Genomic DNA, 20,559 nt, shown 5'->3' on the forward strand with positions numbered 1-20,559 from the left:
TTCAGGTGGAGGGGCAGGTCTTTCACGTTTCCAGGCTCAGCGGAGTGGTTCGAGGGCCTTCGCCAGCGGCTCGAGCACGGCCGGGGTGTGCGGCGGCGGTAGGTAGACGATGGCCAGGTCGAGCCCCACCTCACCGAGAGCCTCCGCCTGCGCGGCGACCTCGGCGTAGTCGCCGTCAGGCCCGAGCCGGACGTGCGACGACAGCGTGATCTCACTCGGATCGCGGCCGACATCCGCGCAGTGCGCGTACAGCACGTCGCGCTTGTGGGCGAACTCCTCCGGTGTCCCCCCGGCGAAGTTCCAGTGCTGGGCGTACTTCGCCGTGGTCCGCAGCGTCCGCTTCTCGCCGCTGCCGCCGATGCAGATCGGCGGGTGCGGCTTCTGCACGCCCTTCGGCTCGCAGCGGGCGTCCGCCAGCTGGTAGTGCTCGCCCTGGAACGTCGTGGTCTCCTGCGTGAGCAGACCGACGAGCACCTCGCAGGCCTCCTCGAACCGGTCGCTGCGCTCCTTCAGCGAGCCGAGCCGCATGCCGTACGCACCCGACTCCTCTTCGTTCCAGCCCGCGCCGATGCCGATCTCCAGCCGGCCGCCGGAAACGATGTCGAGTGTCGCGGCCATGTTCGCGAGCAGCGCGGGGTGCCGGTAGTGGATCCCGCTGACCAGCGTGCCGATCCGGAGCCGCTTGGTCGCCTGCGCGAGCGCGGTCAGCGTCACCCACCCTTCCAGGCACGGGCCGCTCGAATCGGAGTGGATGGGATAGAAGTGATCGAAGGTCCAGCCGGACTCGAACAGTTCGATCTCGTCGGCGGCCTGCCAGACGGCGAGCATGTCGGCCCATTCGGTGTTCTGGGGCGAGGTCTTGATCGCGAATCGCATGATCCCGATCGTATGCCCGGCTAATGAACCCCGCGGATGCCGATCTCGTTGCCCTCCGGGTCGCTGAGCAGGCAGCGTTGCGGCGTCTGCTCGAGGATCCGCCCACCTGCGGACAGGCCTGCGTCAATGCGAGCCTGGGCCTGGCCGTCAGGCACGACGAGCTCGAAGTGGATGCGGTTGCGCTGCTTCGTACGCTCGTCGTTCGCATCCAGCTGCTGGAAGAACAGGACCGGGTTCAACCGGCGCGGATCGTAGATGTCGGACACGTGCGCCCGCGGATCCGGCTGGTAGCCGAGCAGCGTCCGCCAGAACGTACTGAGCACGTCCGCGTCGACCGCATCGATGCCGAACTGGACGAACCGCAGCGGGCGAGCATCCGGCGTGAGTCCCAGGTCGTGTGCGGCGTCCTGGATGCGCCGGGCCAGCTCGACGAAGGCCGCGCCGCCGTTCGGCAGGTCGTCCTCCCACTGGTCCTTGCTGCCGTCGATCATGACGCCGGCCGGTCGGAGGTCGATCTGCAGTGGGGTGTTCGCGGCATCGGCCAGCTTCGCGACAGCAGAGGCCAGCCGGCCCGACTGCTCGGGTGACGTCGTCCGGTAGAAGACCATCGCGGCGAAGTTGGTCCACCAGTCCGTCGCATCCGGTAGCTCGTCGCCCGGGACCAGGTCGACCTCGTTCCCTTCGGGGTCCGCGAGCGCGACGCCCCACGCGCCGTACGGCTCCTGGTCGATCGTGGACCGGACCGCGTCGACCGCGTCGGACGGCCGTACGACGTCGACGTGGATGCGGTTGCGGAGCGGACGGGCGTCGGTGAGCGGGGAGATCGAGAGGCTCGGATCCCGGCGGAGCGGGTCGAGGTTGTCGGCCCCGTAGCCGAGCGCCGTACGCCAGAAGTCGGTCACCGCGGCTGGGTCGGCTGCCTCGAAGGCGAGGCCGACCTGCTGCAGCATGCTCGGATCGGCGGTGAGGCCCAGGCCGCGGGCTGCTTGAGCGATCTCTCGGGCGGACGCTTCACTGTCGGTCTTCAGGCGTAGACCGGTTGCACGGAGGTCGACGTCGGCGCGGGCCGCGAGACGCTCGACCAACGCAGCGCCGGCGGAGTGCGAGGGAGCGTCGTACCAGGTGGTCAGGGTGCCGTCGAGGAGCCGCCAGTCGGTGGTCATGGACCCACGCTAGACCCGGAACCGGACGGGCTGCGTCCGGAAATACCAGAAGGGCCGGTCCACCTGAACCGGCCCTTCCGTAGACAGTACGGCTGTCCTGCCGCGGTGGTTCAGTCGCCGCCGCGGAGGATCGCGAGGATGCGCAGGATGTTCCAGTACAGCCAGACCAGGGTGACGGTCAGGCCGAACGCGGCGCGCCAGGCCTCGTTCTGCGGGGCGCCGTGGCGGACGCCCTGCTCGATCATGTCGAAGTCGAGGATCAGGTTGAACACCGCGAGACCGGCGCCGAGCGCCGCGAACAGCAGGCCCATCGGTCCGAAGCCGCTGATCCCGGTGTGCACACCGAACAGGCTCAGCAGCAGGTTGATCACCAGCACGCCGGCGAAGCCCATCGTGCCGATGATGACCATCCGGGTGAATTTCGGCGTCACCTTGATCGCGAAGTACTTGTACGTCGCCAGCGTCAGGCCGGCCGTCACCATCGTGGCCAGCACGGCCTGCACGATGATGCCGGAATCACCGACCCAGTGGGCGATGAACTTGCTGCCGATCCCGAGGAACACACCCTCGGCGGCGGCGTAGACCATCAACAGCACCGGGTTCACCCGGCGGGAGAACGACAGCACCATCGCGATCGCGAACGCGACCAGGGCGCCGGCCAGGAACACCGGGCCGACCACGGTGTCCGGGACCCTGTTCCAGGCGATCGCCGCGACCACGGCGACGACCCCCAGGGTGGCGGCGGTGCGGACGATCACGTCGTCCATCGTCATGGGGCGGCTCGCGGCCGGAGCACCCTGGTGCTGCTGCGGCGGCATACCCGACCCGCCGTAGCCGTAGGGGCTCGGCTGACCGTACGGAGCGGCCCCCGGATAGGCCTGGCCCTGGCCAGGCGCGAACGCACTCGACCGGTTCAGCACCGGGTTACTGCTCTGCATCGTTTCCTCCTGATGACCCACTTCCGGGGCCGTATCGAGATACTACGGTCCCATCCTGAACAACATCTGAGAATCACCCCGCTGTTCCCCAACCGAAATCCCTTGCAGAACAAGCGGTTGCGCAATCCAATCGCTTCGCTATCGATTCTTATTCCCGGCCGTCGTATTCGGCGCGGGAGGCGTGGATCTGGTGCGCGTGGGTGACGGACCATTCGGCGATCGCGGTGGTCAGCCGGCCGGCTTCGACGCCCAGCGGGGTGAGGGCGTACTCGACCCGGACCGGGACCGCCGGATAGAGCGTCCGGGTGACCAGACCGTCCCGCTCGAGCGTGCGCAGCGTCTGGGTCAGCATCTTCTGCGTGACGCCGTCGAGGAGCCGGCGGAGCTCGTTGAAGCGCAGCGGGCGGTCGAAGCGCCGGAGCGCGCCGAGGACGTACAAGGCCCATTTGTTCGCCAGTACGTCGATCACGGTCCGCGACGGGCAGTCGCGTCCGTAGGTCTTCACCCAGTCGTCGACAGACGATGCGGTATCCATGAGGTACCTAGATACCAAAAAAGTGCCTTCTTCACAACAGATACCGCCGGAGTCGAGGATGTGGACATGACGATGAGGGCCATCACCCAGTACACGTACGGCGCGGCCGGCGTCCTCGAACTCGCCCAGCTGGACCGCCCCGAGCCGGGCCCTGGCGAGGTCCTGATCCGGGTCCACGCGGTCGGGGTGAACCCGAGCGACTGGAAGATCCGCTCCGGTCTGCTCCCCCGCTTCGGCCCGCCGCCGTTCGTCCTCGGCCTCGACTTCGCCGGCACCCGCGAGGACACCGGCGAGGAGGTGTACGGCGTCGTCTACCCGCCGCGCGGCGCGTACGCCGAGTTCACCGTCGCGAGCCCGGATCGCCTGGCCCGCAAGCCATCCACGACCGATTGGGTCCACACGGCGGCGCTTCCCACCGCCGGACTCACGGCGTACCAGCCGCTGGCCGGTATCGCGAAGATCGGGCCGGGCGACCGGGTCCTGATCCACGCCGCGGCCGGCGGTGTCGGGCATCTCGCTGTACAGATCGCTAAGGCTCGTGGTGCTCACGTGATCGGGACGGCGCGGGCGGCGAAGCACGACTTCCTTCGCGGTCTCGGCGCCGACGAGCTGATCGACTACACCACGACCGACTTCACCAGCGCGGTCGGTGGCGTGGACGTCGTACTGGATCCGATCGGGGCCGAGTACTCCGTACGGTCCCTCGACGTACTGCGGCCGGACGGCATCCTGCTCGATGTCCGCGGGACCGGGCCGCACCGCGACGAGGTCCGGGCGCAGGCCGCCGCCCGCGGCATCCGGTACGTCGAGTTCCGGATGGCGCCGACGACCGAGGACCTGGCCGCGGTCGCGGGCCTGGTGGACGAGGGGGCGTTACGGGTCTCGGTCGAGCAGGTGTTTGCGCTGGAGCACGCGGCGAAGGCCCACGAGCTGAGCGAGACCGGCCGCGCGGCCGGGAAACTCGTACTCACGGTCTGACGGCGTCGCGCCTGTATGGGCAGGCACGACGCCGGACCGGCGGCCACCCAGGACGTGATGCTCCCGCAGGCCGGAATGGGGGTCAGACGTGGGGGTGGATGGCTTCCTGGGTGGAGAGCGCGGCGCCGACCTGGTCGGCGAGGGCTACGGCTACCAGGCGTTGTTCGAGGTCGGGACGGGCGATGCGGGTCGCCGCGATGAGCAGGAAACGACCACGGGTCTCGCCGGCGTGCTGGACGGTCAGCTCGATCTCGGCGTTCGTCGGCAGGCCGTCGCGCTCGACCTTCAGGACGTGTGATCCACGGGTCACCGAACCGTCCGGGTTCAGCCGCGGCCCCTGCGTCTGCTTGCTACCGGCAACGAACTTGGCGCCGTCGATCCCCAGCAGTGCGGTCAGTTCGGTGCGGACCTGATCGATCAGGTCGTCGGTCGACCCGCCGGCGGCGACCGCCTGCGAGGTGGTGAGCACGCCGTCCAGATACCCCCGCCGCCGGGACGCGTTGGCTTGTTGCCTCCGGCCCCAGATCGCGATCTGGGTGACCGCGATCCCGATCACGAGCAGCAGCACGGCCTGCTCGACGTCGTTGCTGCTGTTGATCGTGAAGCTGTCGTACGGCACGGTCAGGAAGAAGTCGAACCACACCGCGCTCGACACGGCCGCGAGCACCCCGGCGAGCCGGATGCCGAACACCGCGACGGCGACGATCACGACCACCAGCAGCAGGGCCGCGTTCGCGTTGTCGAAGTGCTGGCGGAACGGGGTCAGCAACGCACAGACCGCCGGGGGCGCGAGCAGCGAGGCCGTCAGCACGGGTGTGCGAAAACTGTCCACACCCCTATTCATGCGCACTTCACCTGTCCCGATCAACCCTTCTCGCGGAACTCTGTCGCACATACCGTTGGCGGATGCCCGAGATCACTCGCATCCGGCCGCCCGAGGACGCCGACGAACGCGGTACGTTCACCGGTCTGCTCGACTTCCTCCGCGCCACCGTCGAGCTGAAGCTGACCGGTCTGACCGAGCAGCAAGCGTTCGCCCGCCCGGTCGAGCCGTCCGCGCTGACGCCGGCCGGCATCGTCAAACACCTGACCGCGGTGGAGCGTTTCTGGTTCGCGATCGACTTCGCGGGTCTCGACCTCGAGTGGCCGTGGACCGAGGACGATCCGCACGGCGGCTTCCCGATCACCCCTGACGACACGGTCGACTCGATCCTCACGGCGTACCGGGCCGAATGTGCCCGCGCCCGGGAGATCGTCGCGGCCGCGTCGCTCGACGACCGGGCGCGCTCGCCGGAGGGTCTGAACTTCACGCTGCGGTACGCCATCGCCCACATCATCGAGGAAACCGCCCGCCACCTCGGTCACCTCGATCTTCTCCGCGAGTCCACCGACGGCGAGGTGGGCGAATAACCGGTGGCTGCCGTCCGGGCGCGTGCGTAGGTTCCTGGCATGTACCGAATCCGGCCGGCCTCGCTCGCGGACGTCGAGTTCCTCGCCGACGTGACTCTCACCGCCACCCGCGCGCAAGGACGGCTGGCGCCAGACTTCGACGAGCCTGCCTGGCGCGAAGGCTTCACGACCTGGACGCGCGAGTCGATCGACGATCCCGCCACTGATCTGTACGTCGTCGAGGTCGACGACCGTCCTGCCGGCCGCCTGCGCGTCAGCCGTACGCCGGAAGCCGTCGAACTGAACGGGATCCAACTGCACCCCGACATCCAGAACCGCGGCATCGGGACGGCGATCATCAACGCGCTGCAGAGCGAGGCCACGCAACGCGGCGTACTGCTGCAGCTGACTGTGGAACGCGACAACCCGAACGCCCGCCGCCTGTACGACAACCTCGGCTTCAGCAAGACCGGCGAAGCCGGCGCCGAGGACGTCCTGCAGTGGACCAAAGGCGTGGAGCAGAACCGCCTCTGGAACGCAGACGTCGCGACGAGGTACGACACGCCGGGAACCGGGATGTTCGCGGCCGACGTACTGCGACCGACCGTCGACCGGCTGACCGAACTGGCCGCGGGTGGACGCGCGCTCGAGTTCGCGATCGGTACCGGGCGGGTCGCCGTACCGCTGTCCGAACACATCCCGGTGAGCGGCATCGAGCTGTCGACGGCGATGCTCGACCAGCTCCGTACGAAGGCCGACGAGAACACGATCCCGGTCGCGACCGGCGACATGACCACCACCCGCGTCCCGGGCGAGTTCACGCTTGTCTACCTCGTCTTCAACACGATCGGGAACCTGCTCACCCAGGAGGAGCAGGTCGCCTGCTTCCGGAACGCCGCCCGCCACCTCTCCCCCGGCGGTCGCTTCGTGATCGAACTCTGGGTCCCCGAGCTCCGGCGCCTCCCGCCCGGCACGCCGGCCACCGTCGGCATCGCGGAACCCGGCTACATCCTGCTGGACACCTACGACGTACTCCAGCAGCACATCGTCTCCCACCACTTCCACTTCACCGACGGCACCGAGGCGCGACTGGACCGCACGCCGCAGCGCTACATCTGGCCCGCCGAACTGGACCTGATGGCCCAACTGGCCGGCTTCACCCGCGAGTCCCGCCACGCCGACTGGTCCAGCAGCCCCTTCACCGCCAACTCACCATCCCACGTCTCCGTCTACCGCCTGGCCCCGGAGGGCGAGTAGCCGGCTTGCGGTTCTGTGACGGCTGCTGTGGGCACTGGCTCCGCGGATGCGAAGCACTCACCATGAAGGAATCGGGACCTCCAGGCAGGCAGAACCCATGCTGAGCAGCTCTGATCACGCGTTTTGCAGGGGTTCTGCCTGCCTGCAGGTGCAACGCGAGGTCCCTCGGGTGGGTGATGTTCGGTGGGTGAGATCACTCGCGGGAGGGTTTGTGAAATCTTTCACGAGCGTTTAGCGTTGAAGTGAACATGAAGTCGCAGAACCACTCAGGGAGAGTGAACCGCATGACAGCCCAGGTGCCGCACATCCTCGTCGTCGGAGGCGGTTACGTCGGGATGTACACCGCGTACGGCCTGCGTCGCGCCGCCCGCAAGGGCCGGATCCGCGTGACCGTGGTCGACCCGCGGTCGGTCATGACCTACCAGCCGTTCCTGCCCGAAGCCGCGGCCGGCTCGGTGGAACCGCGGCACGTCGTGGTGCCGCTGCGCAAGACCCTCAAGGGCTGCCGGGTGGTGACCGGCCGGGTGACCGGCATCGACCACGCGCACAAGGTCGCCAAGGTGATGCCCGAGGAGGGCCCGGAGTACGAGCTCGCCTACGACCAGATCGTGGTCGCGCTCGGCTCGATCGCCCGTACGCTGCCGATCCCCGGCCTGGCCGACGAGGCCACCGGGTTCAAGAACGTCGAGGAAGCGATTGCCCTGCGCAACAAGGTCCTCGACCGCCTGGACGTGGCGTCGTCGCAGCCCGACCCGGTACTGCGCAAGTCCGCGCTGACGTTCGTCTTCATCGGCGGTGGGTACGCCGGTGTGGAGGCGTTCGCCGAGCTCGAGGACATGGCCCGCTACGCCACCCGGTACTACGACAACATCAAGCCCGAGGACATGCGCTGGGTGCTCGTCGAGGCCACCGGGCGGATCCTGCCCGAGGTCGGTGAGGACCTCGGCAAGTACACCGTGAACCAGCTCCGCAAGCGGAACATGGACATCCGGCTGGAGACCCGGCTGGAGTCCTGCGAGAAGGGCCACGTGATCCTCAGCGACGGCGAGGAGTTCGACGCCGACACGATCGTCTGGACCGCCGGCGTGAAGGCGAACCCGGCGCTCGCGGCGACCGACTTCCCGCTGGACGAGAAGGGCCGGATCAAGACGCTGGCGAACCTGCGGATCGAGGGCGTCGACGACGCCTGGACCGCCGGCGACAACGCCGCCGTACCCGACCTGACCTCGGACACCGGCGCGTACTGCGCCCCGAACGCGCAGCACGCTGTCCGCCAGGCGCACCGGCTGGCCGCGAACATCCTGCGGGTCGTCGACGGCCAGCCGCCGCAGGACTACGAGCACAAGTACGTCGGCTCGGTCGCGAGCCTCGGCCTGCACAAGGGCGTCGCCCAGCTGTACGGCGTGAAGGTGAAGGGCTGGCTGGCCTGGTTCCTGCACCGGACGTACCACGTGTCCCGCGTACCCACCTTCAACCGCAAGGCCCGCGTCATCCTCGACTGGACGCTCGCCCTGTTCTTCCGCCGCGAGGTCACCAGCCTCGGCAGCCTGCAGACTCCGAACGAGGAGTTCCGCCGGGCGACCCAGTCGTAACCACCCGATCGGCCGGCCCTCGACTCGCCGGGGGCCGGCCTTCTTCATTCGTGCAGCAGATCCGCGTCGTGCACGAGCAGGGCGATCTGGACACGGTTGTTCAGGTCGAGCTTGGTGAGGATGCGGGAGACGTGCGTCTTCACGGTCGGGACGCTGAGGTAGAGCGTCGCGCTGATCTCGGCGTTCGACTTCCCCTCGCCGACCGCGACGGCGATCTCGCGTTCGCGGTCGTTCAGGTCCTTCAGACGTCCCAGAGCCTTGGCTTTGCGGTTGTCCTGGCCCGAGTCGGCGACGCGGGTGATGAGGCGTTTGGTGACGGCCGGCGAGAGGACGGGCTGGCCGGCCGCGACCCGGCGTACCGACTCGACGATCTCGCCGGGCGGGGTGTCCTTGAGGACGAACCCGGCCGCGCCGGCGCGCAGCGCCCGGAGTACGTGCTCGTCGGCGTCGAAGGTGGTGAGGATGACCACCTCGGGGGCGCCCGGGCGGCGCCGTACCGTTTCGGTCGCGGTCAGGCCGTCGGTGCCGGGCATCCGGATGTCCATCAGGATCACGTCCGGCGCGAGCCGATCGATCAGCCCCTGTACGCCGGAGCCGTCACCGGCCTCACCGACCACGCGGATGTCCTGCGCCCCACCCAGCATCAACTTCAGCCCGGCCCGCAACAACGGATCGTCGTCGACGATCAGCACCCGAACGGTCATGGGGGCCACGGTAGCCAGGCGTGGAGGCGGAAGTGGCCGTCGGGGGTGCGACCGTGTTCTATGCGCCCTTTTACCAGGGCGGCGCGTTCGCCGAGGCCCTTCAAACCTTGGCCATCTCCTCGTCTGTGGTTCGGCGCCGGGTTGCGCAGCTCCACCGACAATCCGTTGCCGGGGGCACCGGTCACGCTGATCGTCACCGGCTCGCCCGGTGCGTGCTTGACCGCGTTGGTCAGGCCTTCCTGCACGATCCGGTACGCCGTCCGCCCGACGTGCTCCGGCATCGCGCCGGGCGCGTCGAGGGTCAGCTCGACCGGGATACCCGCCTCGCGGGAACCGTTGATGAGGGCGGGCAGATCGGAGAACGCCGGCTGCGGCAGTTCGCCGACAGGAGCCCGCAGTACGCCGATCACCTCGCGCAGATCCTGCAGCGCCTGGTGCGCGCTCGCCCGAATGATCTCGGCGGCGCCGGCGACCTCGTCCGCGGAGGCGTCGGGCCGGTACGCGAGCGCGCCGGCGTGCACGCTGAGCAGGGAGAGCCGATGCCCGAGTACGTCGTGCATCTCGCGCGCGATCTCCTCCCGGGCCCGCAGCTGGCCTTGCTCGGCCTCGAGTCGCGCGACCGTCTCGGCGCGATCGGCCCGGTCGCGCAACGTCTGCAGGAGCTGCCGACGCGACCGGATGTAGAGGCCCCAGCCGGCGACCGCGGCGTAGACCGCGACCGCAGCGATCACGATGGCAGCGGGGTCGTCCGGTTTGTTCCGGACCTCGACGTACACGGCCAGGCTGATCGCGTTCACGCCGAAGACCAGCATGGTGGTGCGGATCGGGCGGTGGATCGCCACGGTGAGGATCAGGATCAGCGCGGCGGCTCCGGCCGTGTCCGAGAAGGTGGACACAGCCGCGCCGACGATCGCCAGCTGGAGCGGCCAGCGCCGCCGGAACCACAGCGTCACGCAGAGCGCCATCCCGACGAAGAAGTCGATCGCGAGCAGGCCCGGGCTGATCGGGTCGTGGCTGCCTTCGTCGTACAGCAGGAACCCCGCGAAGACCGCGACCACGAAGACGATGCTGTCCACGACCCAGTCGCGAGTACTGCGGCGGCTGGTCTCCTTCATGTCTTGAATGTAGCGGTGGGTAAGCGTTCTCTGGGGTGTTGGCGGCTGTCCGGATACCGAAGTCGCTGTCCTGCGGTACTTAGGTCGACGGTAGGTTGCCGGGCATGAGTCAGCTCGCTGTCACCGTCATCGGCCCGGACCGCCCGGGGATCATCGCGGACGTCACCGAGGCCCTGGTCGGTACCGGGGTCAACCTCGAGGACACCACCATGACGCTGCTGCGCGGCCATTTCGCGATGATGATCGTCTGCGCCGGGCCGTTCGACGAGGTGAAGTCGGCGCTGGAGCCGCTGCGGGGCGAGCTGGTCATCACGGTGCGGACGATGGGTCCGGAGCACGAGCACGCGCCGATCGGCGCGCCGTACATGCTGAGCGTGCACGGCGCCGACCGGCCCGGGATCGTGGCGGCGGTGACCCGGATGATCGCGGCCGCCGGCGGGACGATCACCGATCTCGCGACGCGGCTGAGCGGCGGGCTGTACGTGCTGACCGCGGAGGTCGAGCTGCCGCCGACCGCGGAGCTGGGGATGCTGAACCGGGCGCTCGAGATCACCGCCGAGGAGCTCGGTGTCGGCGTCACCCTGCGCCCGGCGGAGAGCGACGACCTGTGATCACCTCGTGGTCTCCCAAGGTGCTCGACGTGGAGGGTCAGGTCCTCGACGTCGTGCGGGCCCCACACCCGGTGCTGGCGACGGAGGGGGCAACTGTCGACCCGCTCGATCCCGCGATGATCCAGCTCGCCGCGGACCTGGTCGCGACGATGCGGGTCTCCCCCGGCTGCGTCGGCCTGGCCGCGCCGCAGGTGGGCGTCGCGGCACAGATGTTCTCGCTCGATGTCACCGGGCATCCGAAGACCCGCACATGTCACGGCGTCTTCGTTCTCTGCAACGCGGTCGTGGTCGAGGCTTCGAGGAACGAGAAGGCGCGCGAGGGCTGCATGTCCGTCCCCGACTTCACCGGCGACGTGAAACGCGCCACCCGCTTGACCGTTACCGGCGTACTCCCCGGCACGACCGACGAGCTCACCATCACCACCGACGCGTTCGAGGCCAGAGCTCTCCAGCACGAGATCGATCACTGCAACGGCAAACTCTTCCTCGACCGCGTCGCCGGCGCCCACGCCGTCTACCCACGGAAGAACTACCAATAGCTTGTACCCTCAGTCCGAAGCCCGGGTGGCGGAACGGCAGACGCAGCGAGCTTAAACCTCGCGGCCCTAACAGGCATACGGGTTCGAATCCCGTCCCGGGCACATCGGGCAGGTCCTAATCCATCACTCGGGTCCGGGCCGGCCGGATTGGTCCTGCGGTCTGCCGCTCGAGGGGACCTGCTGGATGGCCGGGGACGTGCACCCGAGCGTGATAGTCCGCGTGTACGCCGTCTCGCCGGTGCTCTACGCAACTTTGAGAAGCCACCGACCACAATTCCGTGCTGGAACTGGGCGGTGGCTTCTCAAAGTTGGGTGGAGACCGAGGCGGAGGAGGGCTGGGGATGTACTCCGCGTTGGCTGAGGGGATTACGTCGTCAACTTTCCGGGCTCGAGGCAGCTTGTCATCAAGCTCGGCAGTATCAGTTCGGGTTGGTCGATCCGTACCGATTGCAGCTCGAACCTCATCGGCGGTAGCCGGAACGATCGTGCAGTGGTCGTACCAGTCACGCGGCCGGTCAGGGTCGACCACTCGGAACACATCCAGGATGGAGTGCGTCCCCTCCTCGCGAACGTACTCGTCTTCGAACAGGTCCTCCAGCCGCGCAGGCCGGGGTGAGCGGTTGGCAGGCGAGAGATACTCGCTGTCCCCGTACCACCAGTACTCGTCAGTCGAGAACACCTGCTGCCGCAGGTTCTGCAGAGCTTGGTTGAGATCCTCCTGGTAAGGAACGAAGTATCTCCACTCTGACGCACCCATCCACGACTCCCTTGCTAGCTTGACGCGACCTGAGCAACGCAGCACGACGGTAGAAGCCAAGCAGTGCAGCCGTGGCGCTACGTGCTTTATCCAGCCACCTTTGATGGGCGGCCATGATTCGCTGGACGGCCACACCTCGCGTTCAGCGGGACGACTTACGGGTCGGGATTCAACCGGCATCGACCGGAGCCGACCGACAGCAACGACCGACCACAGCGCGACGAATGCCCAGCAAATAAAGGGATCTCGGGCGACAACCAGCAACGCTGAGTAGATCTGCCGATTATCAGCGGGTTCGGGGTTCGACCGTCTGGCGGAAGTCGCGTCGTACCGCCGCGTGGTTGCACCTCTGGTTGCAGTTCGGTGCGGTACCGCCCAGCTCGGGGCAGCCGCGAAGCACGATCGTGAGCGTCGGATGAACGAGTGTGGACACCGCTGGACGACGGCTGATCGAACTTAAACCTCGCGGTCCGCAAGGCATACGGGTTAGAATCCCGTCCCGGGCACAGGATGATGTGGTGGCGGTCGTAGCATGGCTCGATGGTTTTTGCTGCTGGTCGGTCGATTGCTCGTCGTGATGTCCACCGCAACGGGATGATTGCCGCGGTGGAGACCGCGCGGGTTGTGCGCGACGACGCGGAGGCGCTGCTCACCTGGACTGCGGCCGGGTCGGACTGCATGCTGCGCGGCACTCGGGACGGTGCGTCGATCCGGAAGATGTCGCTGGCGGAGCGGGACCGTACGCCGTCCATGCTCTGGCCGCGGCGCTGGGAAGGCCGGCACGTGCTGATCCGCACGGAACCCGAAGCCGATCATTCGGTGTGGTGGTTCTTCGACCTGGAGATGCGGTTCGAAGGCTGGTACGTGAACCTGGAGTCCCCGGTACGCCGCTGGTCGGCCGGGACCGACATCCTCGATCACGCGCTCGACATCGTAGTCGCGCCCGATCGCAGCTGGTCCTGGAAGGACGAGGACGAGCTGGCCGAGCGTGTCGACCATCCGGCGTACTGGACGGCGGTCGAGGCGGACCGCATCCGTGCCGCCGGCAAGCGCATCATCGGCGACCTCGAGGCCGGCCGGTTCCCGTTCGACGGCCGGTACACGGATTTCCGTCCCGATCCGTCGTGGGAACCGGCCGACCTGCCCCCGTACTGGGACGCCGAGGTGGCGTCCCGCTGATCGTCAGGTGAGGTATCGGTCGGGACGAGCTGGTGAGAATTCGGGTTGCGGGTGGCGTGTTCGGTCGGTTTAGGTGGCGGGGTGAGTCTCGACATTCCTGATCAGGTCCGGAGGACGGTCGTCTCCGACGGGAACGAATCGTGGCTGGACGAGCTGCCGGGCTTGGTCGACTCACTGGCGCAGGAGTGGGCTCTGGTGATCGGTCCCAGCTTCTCGGGCGGGCACGCGGCGCTGGCCGTCGAGGTGACGCTGGTTGACGGGACTCCGGCGGTCCTCAAGGTCGGCGTGCCAGGTCGGGACGTTGGGCCGGAGGCCATGGCATTGCGCCTGGCGGACGGTGAGGGATGCGCCAAGCTGTTGGGCGAAGACCTGGGTCGACAAGCCCTTCTGCTGGAGCGCCTTGGAGCTCCGATGTACGACACCGTGGCCGACCCTGCCAGCCGCCACAGCTTGTTGTGCGACGTGGCGGTTCGCCTGTGGCGTCCGATCGGTCCCGACATCGATCTTCCGACCGGCGCGACGCTGGCTGAGCAGTACGCCGATCGGCTGCCACAACTCTGGGAGCAGGCGGGGCGACCGTGTACGCGGGCCGCTGTGGCGGACGCACTGGACTGCATGAATCGTCGTCGCCTTGCCCACGACGATCGGTCCGCGGTTCTCGTCCACGGTGATATCCACGAGATGAACGCCCTGCAGGCGAGTGACGGCAGCTACAAGCTCATCGATCCAGCCGGGCTGCGGGCCGAACCGGCGTGCGATCTCGGCACCATCGTGCGTTGCAACCCGGACCTCGGCGACGACCTCCGGGCGCGGACCGAGCAGCTGGCTTCTCGCACGGGCGTGGATGCCACCGCCATCTGGGAATGGGGAACCGTCCACCGAGTCTTCAGCGGCGTTTACGCGTGCAGCATCGGCTTTCAGCCCTTCGGCGATCTGCTGCTGGCCGAAGCGGACCGCCTCATGTCCTGCACTTAGCTGGCGACGTCCGCTTGGTAGAGGGTCAGGCGCCAGGTTGCCTGCTGGGGGTCGGCACCGCGGGGCAGGGTCCGGTGTCCGGCCGCGAAGGTGACGGTCTGGTCGCCCGCGAGGTAGCACCACAGGTCGAGCTTCTCGTCGCTGCCGTAGTAGTAGGACTGATAGTGCTTGATGGCTTGCGCACCGAGGAACGGCGTCTGCAGGCGTTGTTGCGCCTCCAAGGGCAGATTGCCGAGGATGCCGCGCATGTACTCCGTGAGCTCCAGCTGTAGTGCTAACGGCGGCTCGGATCGCAGGTCCCGGCCGCGTGACGCGAGCGAGCGGAGACCACCACGCGGCCGGGTGGGCTTCTGCTGTACGACGGTCTGCTCGAGGCTCGACGGTACGAACGGATCGATGCGCACGCTCTGGGTCCGCTGGCCCTGCGTATTGACCCGCGGCGTCGTCACCGCAAGTCCGTTCGGGCCCAGCACGACGGCGTACGGGCGATCGCGCTCGCGCTCGTGCAGGTCGGCCCACCACTCGATGGGCCGTCCGACCTTGCGCTCCAGGTATGCCTTGACGTCGTCGTGGATCTCCGACCACCAGTGGAACCGGTCCGGGCTGGCGACCCACCCCAACTGCGAGGCCTGGTGCGCGGCAGGCGGTGGCGGCGGCGTTGCAGGAGCGCGCTCTACTCCACCACCCGCAGGGCGTTGAGCGGCCGGACGTCCCCGGGAGTGCTCGGGCAGGTTGTCAGGCGTCATGTGGAACCCGGACCGGATGCATGATCGGCAGCCTCCAACACGTTCAGCGGTCAGGTCAAGCTTGGGCCAGGGTCTTCGCGCGGGTGAGGACGGCGTCGAGCATCGGTTCGGTGAGTTTGCCGGTGAAGGTGTTCTGCTGGCTGGGGTGGAAGCAGCCCAGGACGGTGACATCGCCTTGTGGGGTTGGGATCTGGTGCTCTACCGCGTGGCCGAACTTGGGGCGAGGGCGGGGGATTTCGGCGCCCAGCGCGGCGAGGCCGGCCAGCAGGGCGTCGTACCCGAACTTGCCCAGGCAGACGATGGCTCGGGTGGTGGGGAGGCAGAGCTCGAGTTCGCGGCGGAACCAGGGGGTGCAGGTGTCGCGTTCGCCGGGGGTGGGTTTGTTGGCGGGTGGGGCGCAGCGGACGGCGGCGATCATGCGGGCGCCGGTCAGCTGTAGGCCGTCACCGGCGTGTTCACTGGTGGGCTGGTTGGCGAGGCCGACGCGGTAGAGCGAGGCGAACAGCCAGTCGCCGGAGCGGTCGCCGGTGAAGACCCGACCGGTACGGTTGCCGCCGTTCGCCGCGGGGGCGAGGCCGGCGATCAGGATCCGCGGCGCCGGATCACCCCAGCCGGGGATCGGGCGACCCCAGTACGGCTGGTCGGCGAAGGACTTCCGCTTGCCGATGGCAACATCTTCCCGCCATTCCACCAGCCGCGGACAGGCACGGCAGACGGACACCCTGGCTTCCAGTTCCCTCAGGTCGTCCGTCGCTGCGAGCTTCACGACCTCGGCCGCATCGTGCGCCACCGGAGTACGCCGTACCGCGGGATCCTCCGGCCACCCGGTTCCAGGCGGCACCGGGCTCTCGAACAACTCCCCCGTCAACGGATGCGCAAGCTTCACCCCCTCAGACTATGCACCACCGGAACAACCGGATCCCCAGGCCATCACAACCGACGGCGATCCGACGCCTCACGCTGGCGGCGCTCAGCGGTGGTCGATTGCGATGGCCTGGGGATCCGCTCCAAGCGACGGGGTCAGGCGACGAGTTTCTCCGGCACCGGTTCGGCCGCGGCGGGGATGGCTCGGGTACGGCGGTGGTTGGGGATGGCGAGGGCTAGTACGACGGCGGCGGCGGCGAAGGCGGCCAGTAGGAGGAACGTGTCGGTGAAGCCGGACTCGGCGGGGAGGCCGGACGGCTGGAGGTGGCCGGTGATGATGGAGCTGGCCAGTGCAGTGCCGATGGAGCCGCCGATGGTGCGGATGTTGGCGTTCATACCGGTCGCGGCGCCGGTCTGTTCGCGGGGGACGTTCTGGACGATCAGGCTCGTCATGGACGCGTACGCGAGCCCCAGCCCGACGCCGAAGAGGGCGGTGGACACCGCGACCTGCCACGGCTGGTCGTGGAACTCGGCGAAGAGCAGCGCGGCGACCAGGATCAGCCCGGATCCCCAGACGACCTGCGCCTTGGCGCTGAAGTGGGGTGCGAGCGGGCCGCTGAGCGAGCCGGTCAAGGCCATCGTGACCAGCATCGGCAGCATCAGCAGACCGGCCTGCGTCACGCTCGAGCCGAAACCGAACCCGGCCGCCTTGGGGATCTGCATGAACTGCGGCACGAACGCGTACACGGCGAACATCGCCGCCCCGAACAGCAGCGCCACCAGGTTCGTCGTCCAGATGGCCGGGCGGCGCATCATCCGCATGTCGATGAGCGGGTTCCGCGAGCGCAGCTCGACGGTGATCCAGCCGGCGAAGAGTACGACGGCCAGCGCGAACAGCCCGATGGTCCGGAACGACCCCCAGCCCCACGAACGGCCGGCGCTCAGCGGGAGCAGCAACGCGACGAGCCACCCGGACAGGAACGCGGCGGCGAGCCAGTCGATCCGGCCCGGTTCGCGGTTCGGCGACTCCGGGACATAGCGCCGTACCATCGCCGTCGACAGCGCGACGACGATCATCGGGATCCAGAACAGCCAGCGCCAGCCGAGCCACTCCACGATCGGCCCGGCCAGTACGATCCCGAGCCCACCGCCGGCGGCGATGATCGCGGAGACCACGCCGACCACCGACGGCACGCGCTCGGCCGGGAACTCGTCCCGGATGATCCCGAACGACAGCGGGAACACGGCCCCGCCGACCCCCTGGAAGACGCGGGCGGCGATCAGTACGCCGACATTGGGCGCGAGAGCCGCGATCAGGCAGCCGACGACGAGCGCTGCCAGCGCGATGAACAGGGTGCGCTCCTTGCCGACCATGTCGCCGATCCGGCCGAGCAGGGGTGTTGCGACCGAGACGGAGAGCAGCAAAGCGGTGAAGACCCAGGTGACCGTGCTCGGGGTGGTGTGCAGGTCGTGCTGGATGACGGGCAGCGCCGGGCTCACCAGCGACTGCAACATCGAGAACGAAGCAACGACCGTGGCGAGGACCGCCAAGGTCAGTCGCGGGTTTCCAGACCTGATGACAGGCATGCAGAAGTCCTTCGAGAGGGGTGCGAAGCGCGCCGTACGACGGCGCGAGGTTCCCCGGACTGGTAAAGTCGAGGTGTGCCTCCACTATAACGGAGGTATGCCTCCGGTAACAACTGGCTAAGGTGATCGAATGGTGAGCGAGCAGAGCAGGCCCGCGCTGCAGGTCGACGTACGGCGGCCGCAGCGGGCGGATGCGCGACGGAACTTCGACGCCCTGCTCGCCGCCGCCCGGGACGCGTTCGCGACCAAGGGGGTCGAGGCGTCGCTGGAGGACATCGCCCGTCAGGCCGGCGTCGGCATCGGCACGCTGTACCGCAACTTCCCGAACCGGCAGGACCTGCTGAACGCGGTGTACTTCGGCGAGATCGAGGAGCTGTGCATCGCTGCTGAGAAGGCGGCCGACCTGCCGCCGTGGGATGCGCTGACGACGTGGCTGCAGCGGTTCGTCGAGTACGCCGCGACGAAGCGCGCGATCTGGGAGTCGCTGAACCGCGAGGCCGAGAACTTCAAGGCCGCCCGCGAGGCGATGTACGCCGCCGGGACGCCGCTGTTCGAGCGAGCCCAGCAGGCCGGCGAGGCCCGCAAGGACGTCTCGTTCGACGACCTCCTCCGCATGGTCAGCGGCCTCACCGCCGCCGGCTTCGTCGACCAGGCCCAACGCGACCGGGTCCTAGCCATCGCCCTGGACGGCGTCCGCGCGCGTTCTTCCTTCTGACTTGAGCGTACAGCGATCGTCTGCTGGTGACGGGGCGTTATCCACAGGCTAGATAAGCGAGAGCCCGACGCCGTCGAGGATGTCGTGTTCGGAGACGGTCAGGGCGTCGACGGGTAGGCGGTCGGTGAGGCGTTGCAGGATGAGGGCGCCGGCGCCGATCACGTCGACGCGGCCGGGGTGGATCGAGCGTACGGCTGATCGGTCGGCGCGGGTCGATGTGGTGAGCCAGGTGGTGGTTCGGCGTACGTCGGCGGCGGTCAGGCGAGCGTGGTGGACGGCGTTCCGGTCGTACTCCGGGAGGTCGAGAGCCACCGCGGCGACGGTCGTTGCAGTGCCCGCTACCGCGATGAGCGCGCGGGTGTCCGCCAACGGGACTGTGGTGCTGTCGAGGAGGGTGTCGACGTCTTTGGTGATTGCGGCCAGTTCGGCTGGGGAGGTGGGGTCGGTGGTGACGTGGCGTTCGGTGAGGCGGACGGAGCCGATGTCGAGGGACTCGGCCGCGATCACGCCGTTCGCGTCGCCCAGGACGAGTTCGGTGGAGCCGCCGCCGATGTCGGCTACCAGGTACGGCGCGGGCAGGTCGAGCGAGGTGGTGGCGCCGCGGAAGCTGAGCTCGGCCTCCTCGCGGCCGGAGATGATCTCCGGGTCGATGCCCAGCCGAGCCCGCACACCTGCGAAGAACTCGTCCCGGTTGCTCACATCCCGGGCGGCGGAGGTGGCTACGAAGCGGAGCCTGGTGACACCCGCGGACTGGATGAGCGCTGCGAACTCTGCAACTGCCTTGAACACCCGGGCCAGAGCTTCAGGAGCGAAGGCGCCGGTGGCATCGACGCCCTGCCCGAGGCGGACGATCGTCATCCGCCGGTCGACCTCAACCAGCTGACCGTCGACCAGATCCGCGATCAGTAGCCGGATCGAGTTGGTGCCACAGTCGACTGCGGCGACCCGCTCAGACACACGGACCCCGGCGGCCCCAGTCCTCCAAAGCTTCCAGTGCCTCGTCGCCCAGGGGATTTACGCCGGGACCGACGGCCAGCGAATGGCCGACCAGCACGTGCAGGCACTTCACCCGGGTAGGCATGCCGCCCGCCGTGATGCCGGCGATCTCCTCGACATGCTCGATCGACTCGCGGTGCGCCAGGTAGGACTCGTGGGCGGCACGGTAGCGCGCGGCCAGGTCTTCATCCTCGGCCAGGCGGTCCGTCATCTCTTTCATCATGCCGGAGGCCTCGAGGGTCCCGATCGCGGACGCCAGCCGCGGGCACGTCACGTAGTACGTGGTGGGGAACGGCGTACCGTCCGGGAGGCGCGGCTCGGTCTCGACCACGTCGGGGAGGCTGCAGCTGCAGCGATGCGCGATCGAGCGGATCCCACGCGCCGTACGGCCGAGCTGCTTGCTGACTGCTTCTTGGTCGGCAGGACTGACACTCACCTGGTCACCTTAGGTGACGGTGTGATGATCGGCTTCGGGGTGGGCTTGGCGGGGGTCGGTGTCGCGGTCACCGGCGGTTTCCCGGCGCCCTCGACGCTCCCCCACAGCTTCGTGTACCAGGTCGGCTTCTGCGTGTCCGTCGCACCGTCCGACGGCGTCGCCGGCTCCGGTGGGGCCCCGACCGGCTTCCCGTCCGCACCGATCACGCGGTACCCGACCTCGCCCGGCATCACCCAGCCGAGCCGCTGCCGCGCCTGTGCCTTCACGTACGCGTCGTCGTCCCAGCGGGCGATCTCGTCGTTCAGCTCACCGACCCGCTTCTCCCGGTCCCGGATCTCCTGCTGCAGCGCGCTGACCTGCTGGTGCTGGTCGAACCACACCCGCAGGCTCTGCGCGTACGACACGATCAGGGCCCCGAGGACCAGCAGCACGACGGCTGCCCGCCCGGTCAGGTTGCGCGAACCCCTGGTCCGCGCCGGCTCGGCCTGAGGTCCGGCCGAACGGCGCTTGGGCTGGTCGCCCCGCCGGGCCGGTGGACGCGACTGGGTCCGGCTCGACGGACGCGAGCCGGGGCGTGCACCGGATTCCCGACGGGACGGCATACCTG

The 20,559-nt window shown here is 68.6% G+C and carries 22 protein-coding genes and 1 tRNA gene; 10 read left to right on the top strand and 13 right to left on the bottom strand.

All coding sequences use genetic code 11. The annotated features are described in order from the left end of the window. Nucleotides 1-36 precede the first annotated feature (36 nt). The 4 genes from OHA18_RS06440 to OHA18_RS06455 all read right to left on the bottom strand — a co-directional run bounded on the left by OHA18_RS06440 (nucleotide 37) and on the right by OHA18_RS06455 (nucleotide 3,512). The gene (locus tag OHA18_RS06440; RefSeq protein ID WP_329002807.1) at nucleotides 37-876 is read right to left on the bottom strand and encodes an LLM class F420-dependent oxidoreductase; all 840 of its coding nucleotides are present in this window, start codon (nucleotides 874-876) and stop codon (nucleotides 37-39) included. Nucleotides 877-896: 20 nt separating this feature from the next. Next, on the bottom strand, nucleotides 897-2,039 hold the full coding sequence (locus OHA18_RS06445) for a VOC family protein (RefSeq protein ID WP_329002809.1): 1,143 nt from the start codon (nucleotides 2,037-2,039) through the stop codon (nucleotides 897-899). A 110-nt stretch (nucleotides 2,040-2,149) separates the two neighbouring features. Beyond that, on the bottom strand, nucleotides 2,150-2,977 hold the full coding sequence (locus OHA18_RS06450; RefSeq protein WP_329002810.1) for a Bax inhibitor-1/YccA family protein: 828 nt from the start codon (nucleotides 2,975-2,977) through the stop codon (nucleotides 2,150-2,152). A gap of 148 nt (nucleotides 2,978-3,125) precedes the next feature. Further along, complete coding sequence (locus OHA18_RS06455; protein WP_329002811.1) at nucleotides 3,126-3,512, bottom strand: winged helix-turn-helix transcriptional regulator; 387 nt, start codon at nucleotides 3,510-3,512, stop codon at nucleotides 3,126-3,128. 66 nt (nucleotides 3,513-3,578) lie between these two features. Between OHA18_RS06455 and OHA18_RS06460 the strand changes: the two genes are divergently transcribed. Further along, on the top strand, nucleotides 3,579-4,490 hold the full coding sequence (locus OHA18_RS06460; RefSeq protein WP_329002812.1) for an NADP-dependent oxidoreductase: 912 nt from the start codon (nucleotides 3,579-3,581) through the stop codon (nucleotides 4,488-4,490). An 82-nt stretch (nucleotides 4,491-4,572) separates the two neighbouring features. On the opposite strand, the gene OHA18_RS06465 is transcribed toward OHA18_RS06460, so the two are convergent. Continuing rightward, a complete protein-coding gene (locus OHA18_RS06465; protein ID WP_329002814.1) occupies nucleotides 4,573-5,334 on the bottom strand; it encodes a DUF4118 domain-containing protein in 762 nt (253 codons plus the stop codon). A 62-nt stretch (nucleotides 5,335-5,396) separates the two neighbouring features. Between OHA18_RS06465 and OHA18_RS06470 the strand changes: the two genes are divergently transcribed. From OHA18_RS06470 to OHA18_RS06480, 3 genes are all read left to right on the top strand, one after another. Continuing rightward, nucleotides 5,397-5,900 carry a DinB family protein gene (locus OHA18_RS06470; protein WP_329002815.1) on the top strand — a complete coding sequence of 168 codons (504 nt, stop codon included), beginning with the start codon at nucleotides 5,397-5,399 and terminating at the stop codon, nucleotides 5,898-5,900. 39 nt (nucleotides 5,901-5,939) lie between these two features. After that, nucleotides 5,940-7,136 (top strand): bifunctional GNAT family N-acetyltransferase/class I SAM-dependent methyltransferase, encoded by a 1,197-nt coding sequence (locus OHA18_RS06475; protein WP_329002816.1) that lies wholly within the window; start codon nucleotides 5,940-5,942, stop codon nucleotides 7,134-7,136. Between the two features lie 284 nt (nucleotides 7,137-7,420). Next, nucleotides 7,421-8,728, top strand: coding sequence for an NAD(P)/FAD-dependent oxidoreductase (locus OHA18_RS06480; protein WP_329002817.1), 1,308 nt, complete (start codon nucleotides 7,421-7,423; stop codon nucleotides 8,726-8,728). Nucleotides 8,729-8,772: 44 nt separating this feature from the next. On the opposite strand, the gene OHA18_RS06485 is transcribed toward OHA18_RS06480, so the two are convergent. Together OHA18_RS06485 and OHA18_RS06490 are read right to left on the bottom strand one after the other, a co-directional pair. Next, the gene (locus tag OHA18_RS06485; protein WP_329002819.1) at nucleotides 8,773-9,432 is read right to left on the bottom strand and encodes a response regulator transcription factor; all 660 of its coding nucleotides are present in this window, start codon (nucleotides 9,430-9,432) and stop codon (nucleotides 8,773-8,775) included. Then, complete coding sequence (locus OHA18_RS06490; RefSeq protein ID WP_329002820.1) at nucleotides 9,429-10,547, bottom strand: sensor histidine kinase; 1,119 nt, start codon at nucleotides 10,545-10,547, stop codon at nucleotides 9,429-9,431. Before OHA18_RS06490 ends, OHA18_RS06485 begins: the two co-directional genes overlap by 4 nt. A 104-nt stretch (nucleotides 10,548-10,651) precedes the next feature. On the opposite strand from OHA18_RS06490, the gene OHA18_RS06495 reads away from it, so the two are divergent. The 5 genes from OHA18_RS06495 to OHA18_RS06515 all read left to right on the top strand — a co-directional run bounded on the left by OHA18_RS06495 (nucleotide 10,652) and on the right by OHA18_RS06515 (nucleotide 14,608). Continuing rightward, nucleotides 10,652-11,158: a glycine cleavage system protein R gene (locus tag OHA18_RS06495; protein ID WP_329002821.1), complete on the top strand. Its 507-nt coding sequence runs from the start codon at nucleotides 10,652-10,654 to the stop codon at nucleotides 11,156-11,158. Between the two features lie 29 nt (nucleotides 11,159-11,187). Then, nucleotides 11,188-11,697, top strand: a complete 510-nt coding sequence (gene def, locus OHA18_RS06500; RefSeq protein ID WP_329002822.1) for a peptide deformylase — start codon at nucleotides 11,188-11,190, stop codon at nucleotides 11,695-11,697. A 19-nt stretch (nucleotides 11,698-11,716) separates the two neighbouring features. Next, a tRNA-Leu gene (locus OHA18_RS06505) sits at nucleotides 11,717-11,799 on the top strand. A gap of 1,195 nt (nucleotides 11,800-12,994) precedes the next feature. Continuing rightward, a complete protein-coding gene (locus OHA18_RS06510; RefSeq protein ID WP_329002823.1) occupies nucleotides 12,995-13,633 on the top strand; it encodes a DUF402 domain-containing protein in 639 nt (212 codons plus the stop codon). A gap of 162 nt (nucleotides 13,634-13,795) precedes the next feature. Continuing rightward, nucleotides 13,796-14,608, top strand: a complete 813-nt coding sequence (locus OHA18_RS06515; protein ID WP_329002824.1) for an aminoglycoside phosphotransferase family protein — start codon at nucleotides 13,796-13,798, stop codon at nucleotides 14,606-14,608. On the opposite strand, the gene OHA18_RS06520 is transcribed toward OHA18_RS06515, so the two are convergent. The 3 genes from OHA18_RS06520 to OHA18_RS06530 form a co-directional block, all read right to left on the bottom strand. Further along, nucleotides 14,605-15,354, bottom strand: coding sequence for a hypothetical protein (locus OHA18_RS06520; protein WP_329002825.1), 750 nt, complete (start codon nucleotides 15,352-15,354; stop codon nucleotides 14,605-14,607). The genes OHA18_RS06515 and OHA18_RS06520 overlap by 4 nt on opposite strands. A gap of 55 nt (nucleotides 15,355-15,409) precedes the next feature. Then, nucleotides 15,410-16,240, bottom strand: a complete 831-nt coding sequence (locus OHA18_RS06525) for a uracil-DNA glycosylase (protein ID WP_329002826.1) — start codon at nucleotides 16,238-16,240, stop codon at nucleotides 15,410-15,412. 134 nt (nucleotides 16,241-16,374) lie between these two features. Then, nucleotides 16,375-17,805: an MFS transporter gene (locus OHA18_RS06530; RefSeq protein WP_329002827.1), complete on the bottom strand. Its 1,431-nt coding sequence runs from the start codon at nucleotides 17,803-17,805 to the stop codon at nucleotides 16,375-16,377. A gap of 130 nt (nucleotides 17,806-17,935) precedes the next feature. On the opposite strand from OHA18_RS06530, the gene OHA18_RS06535 reads away from it, so the two are divergent. Continuing rightward, the gene (locus OHA18_RS06535) at nucleotides 17,936-18,520 is read left to right on the top strand and encodes a TetR/AcrR family transcriptional regulator (protein ID WP_329002829.1); all 585 of its coding nucleotides are present in this window, start codon (nucleotides 17,936-17,938) and stop codon (nucleotides 18,518-18,520) included. 48 nt (nucleotides 18,521-18,568) lie between these two features. Here OHA18_RS06535 and OHA18_RS06540 read toward each other — a convergent pair whose 3' ends face one another. From OHA18_RS06540 to OHA18_RS06550, 3 genes are read right to left on the bottom strand one after another with little or no spacing between them, the layout of a single operon-like run. After that, on the bottom strand, nucleotides 18,569-19,477 hold the full coding sequence (locus OHA18_RS06540) for a Ppx/GppA phosphatase family protein (RefSeq protein WP_329002831.1): 909 nt from the start codon (nucleotides 19,475-19,477) through the stop codon (nucleotides 18,569-18,571). Next, the gene (locus tag OHA18_RS06545) at nucleotides 19,470-19,952 is read right to left on the bottom strand and encodes a DUF501 domain-containing protein (protein WP_329002832.1); all 483 of its coding nucleotides are present in this window, start codon (nucleotides 19,950-19,952) and stop codon (nucleotides 19,470-19,472) included. The genes OHA18_RS06540 and OHA18_RS06545 overlap by 8 nt, the downstream gene beginning before the upstream one ends. Beyond that, complete coding sequence (locus OHA18_RS06550; RefSeq protein ID WP_329002833.1) at nucleotides 19,949-20,554, bottom strand: FtsB family cell division protein; 606 nt, start codon at nucleotides 20,552-20,554, stop codon at nucleotides 19,949-19,951. Before OHA18_RS06550 ends, OHA18_RS06545 begins: the two co-directional genes overlap by 4 nt. Nucleotides 20,555-20,559 lie beyond the last annotated feature (5 nt).

The sequence above is a fragment of the Kribbella sp. NBC_00709 genome (assembly GCF_036226565.1).
GTDB lineage: Bacteria > Actinomycetota > Actinomycetes > Propionibacteriales > Kribbellaceae > Kribbella.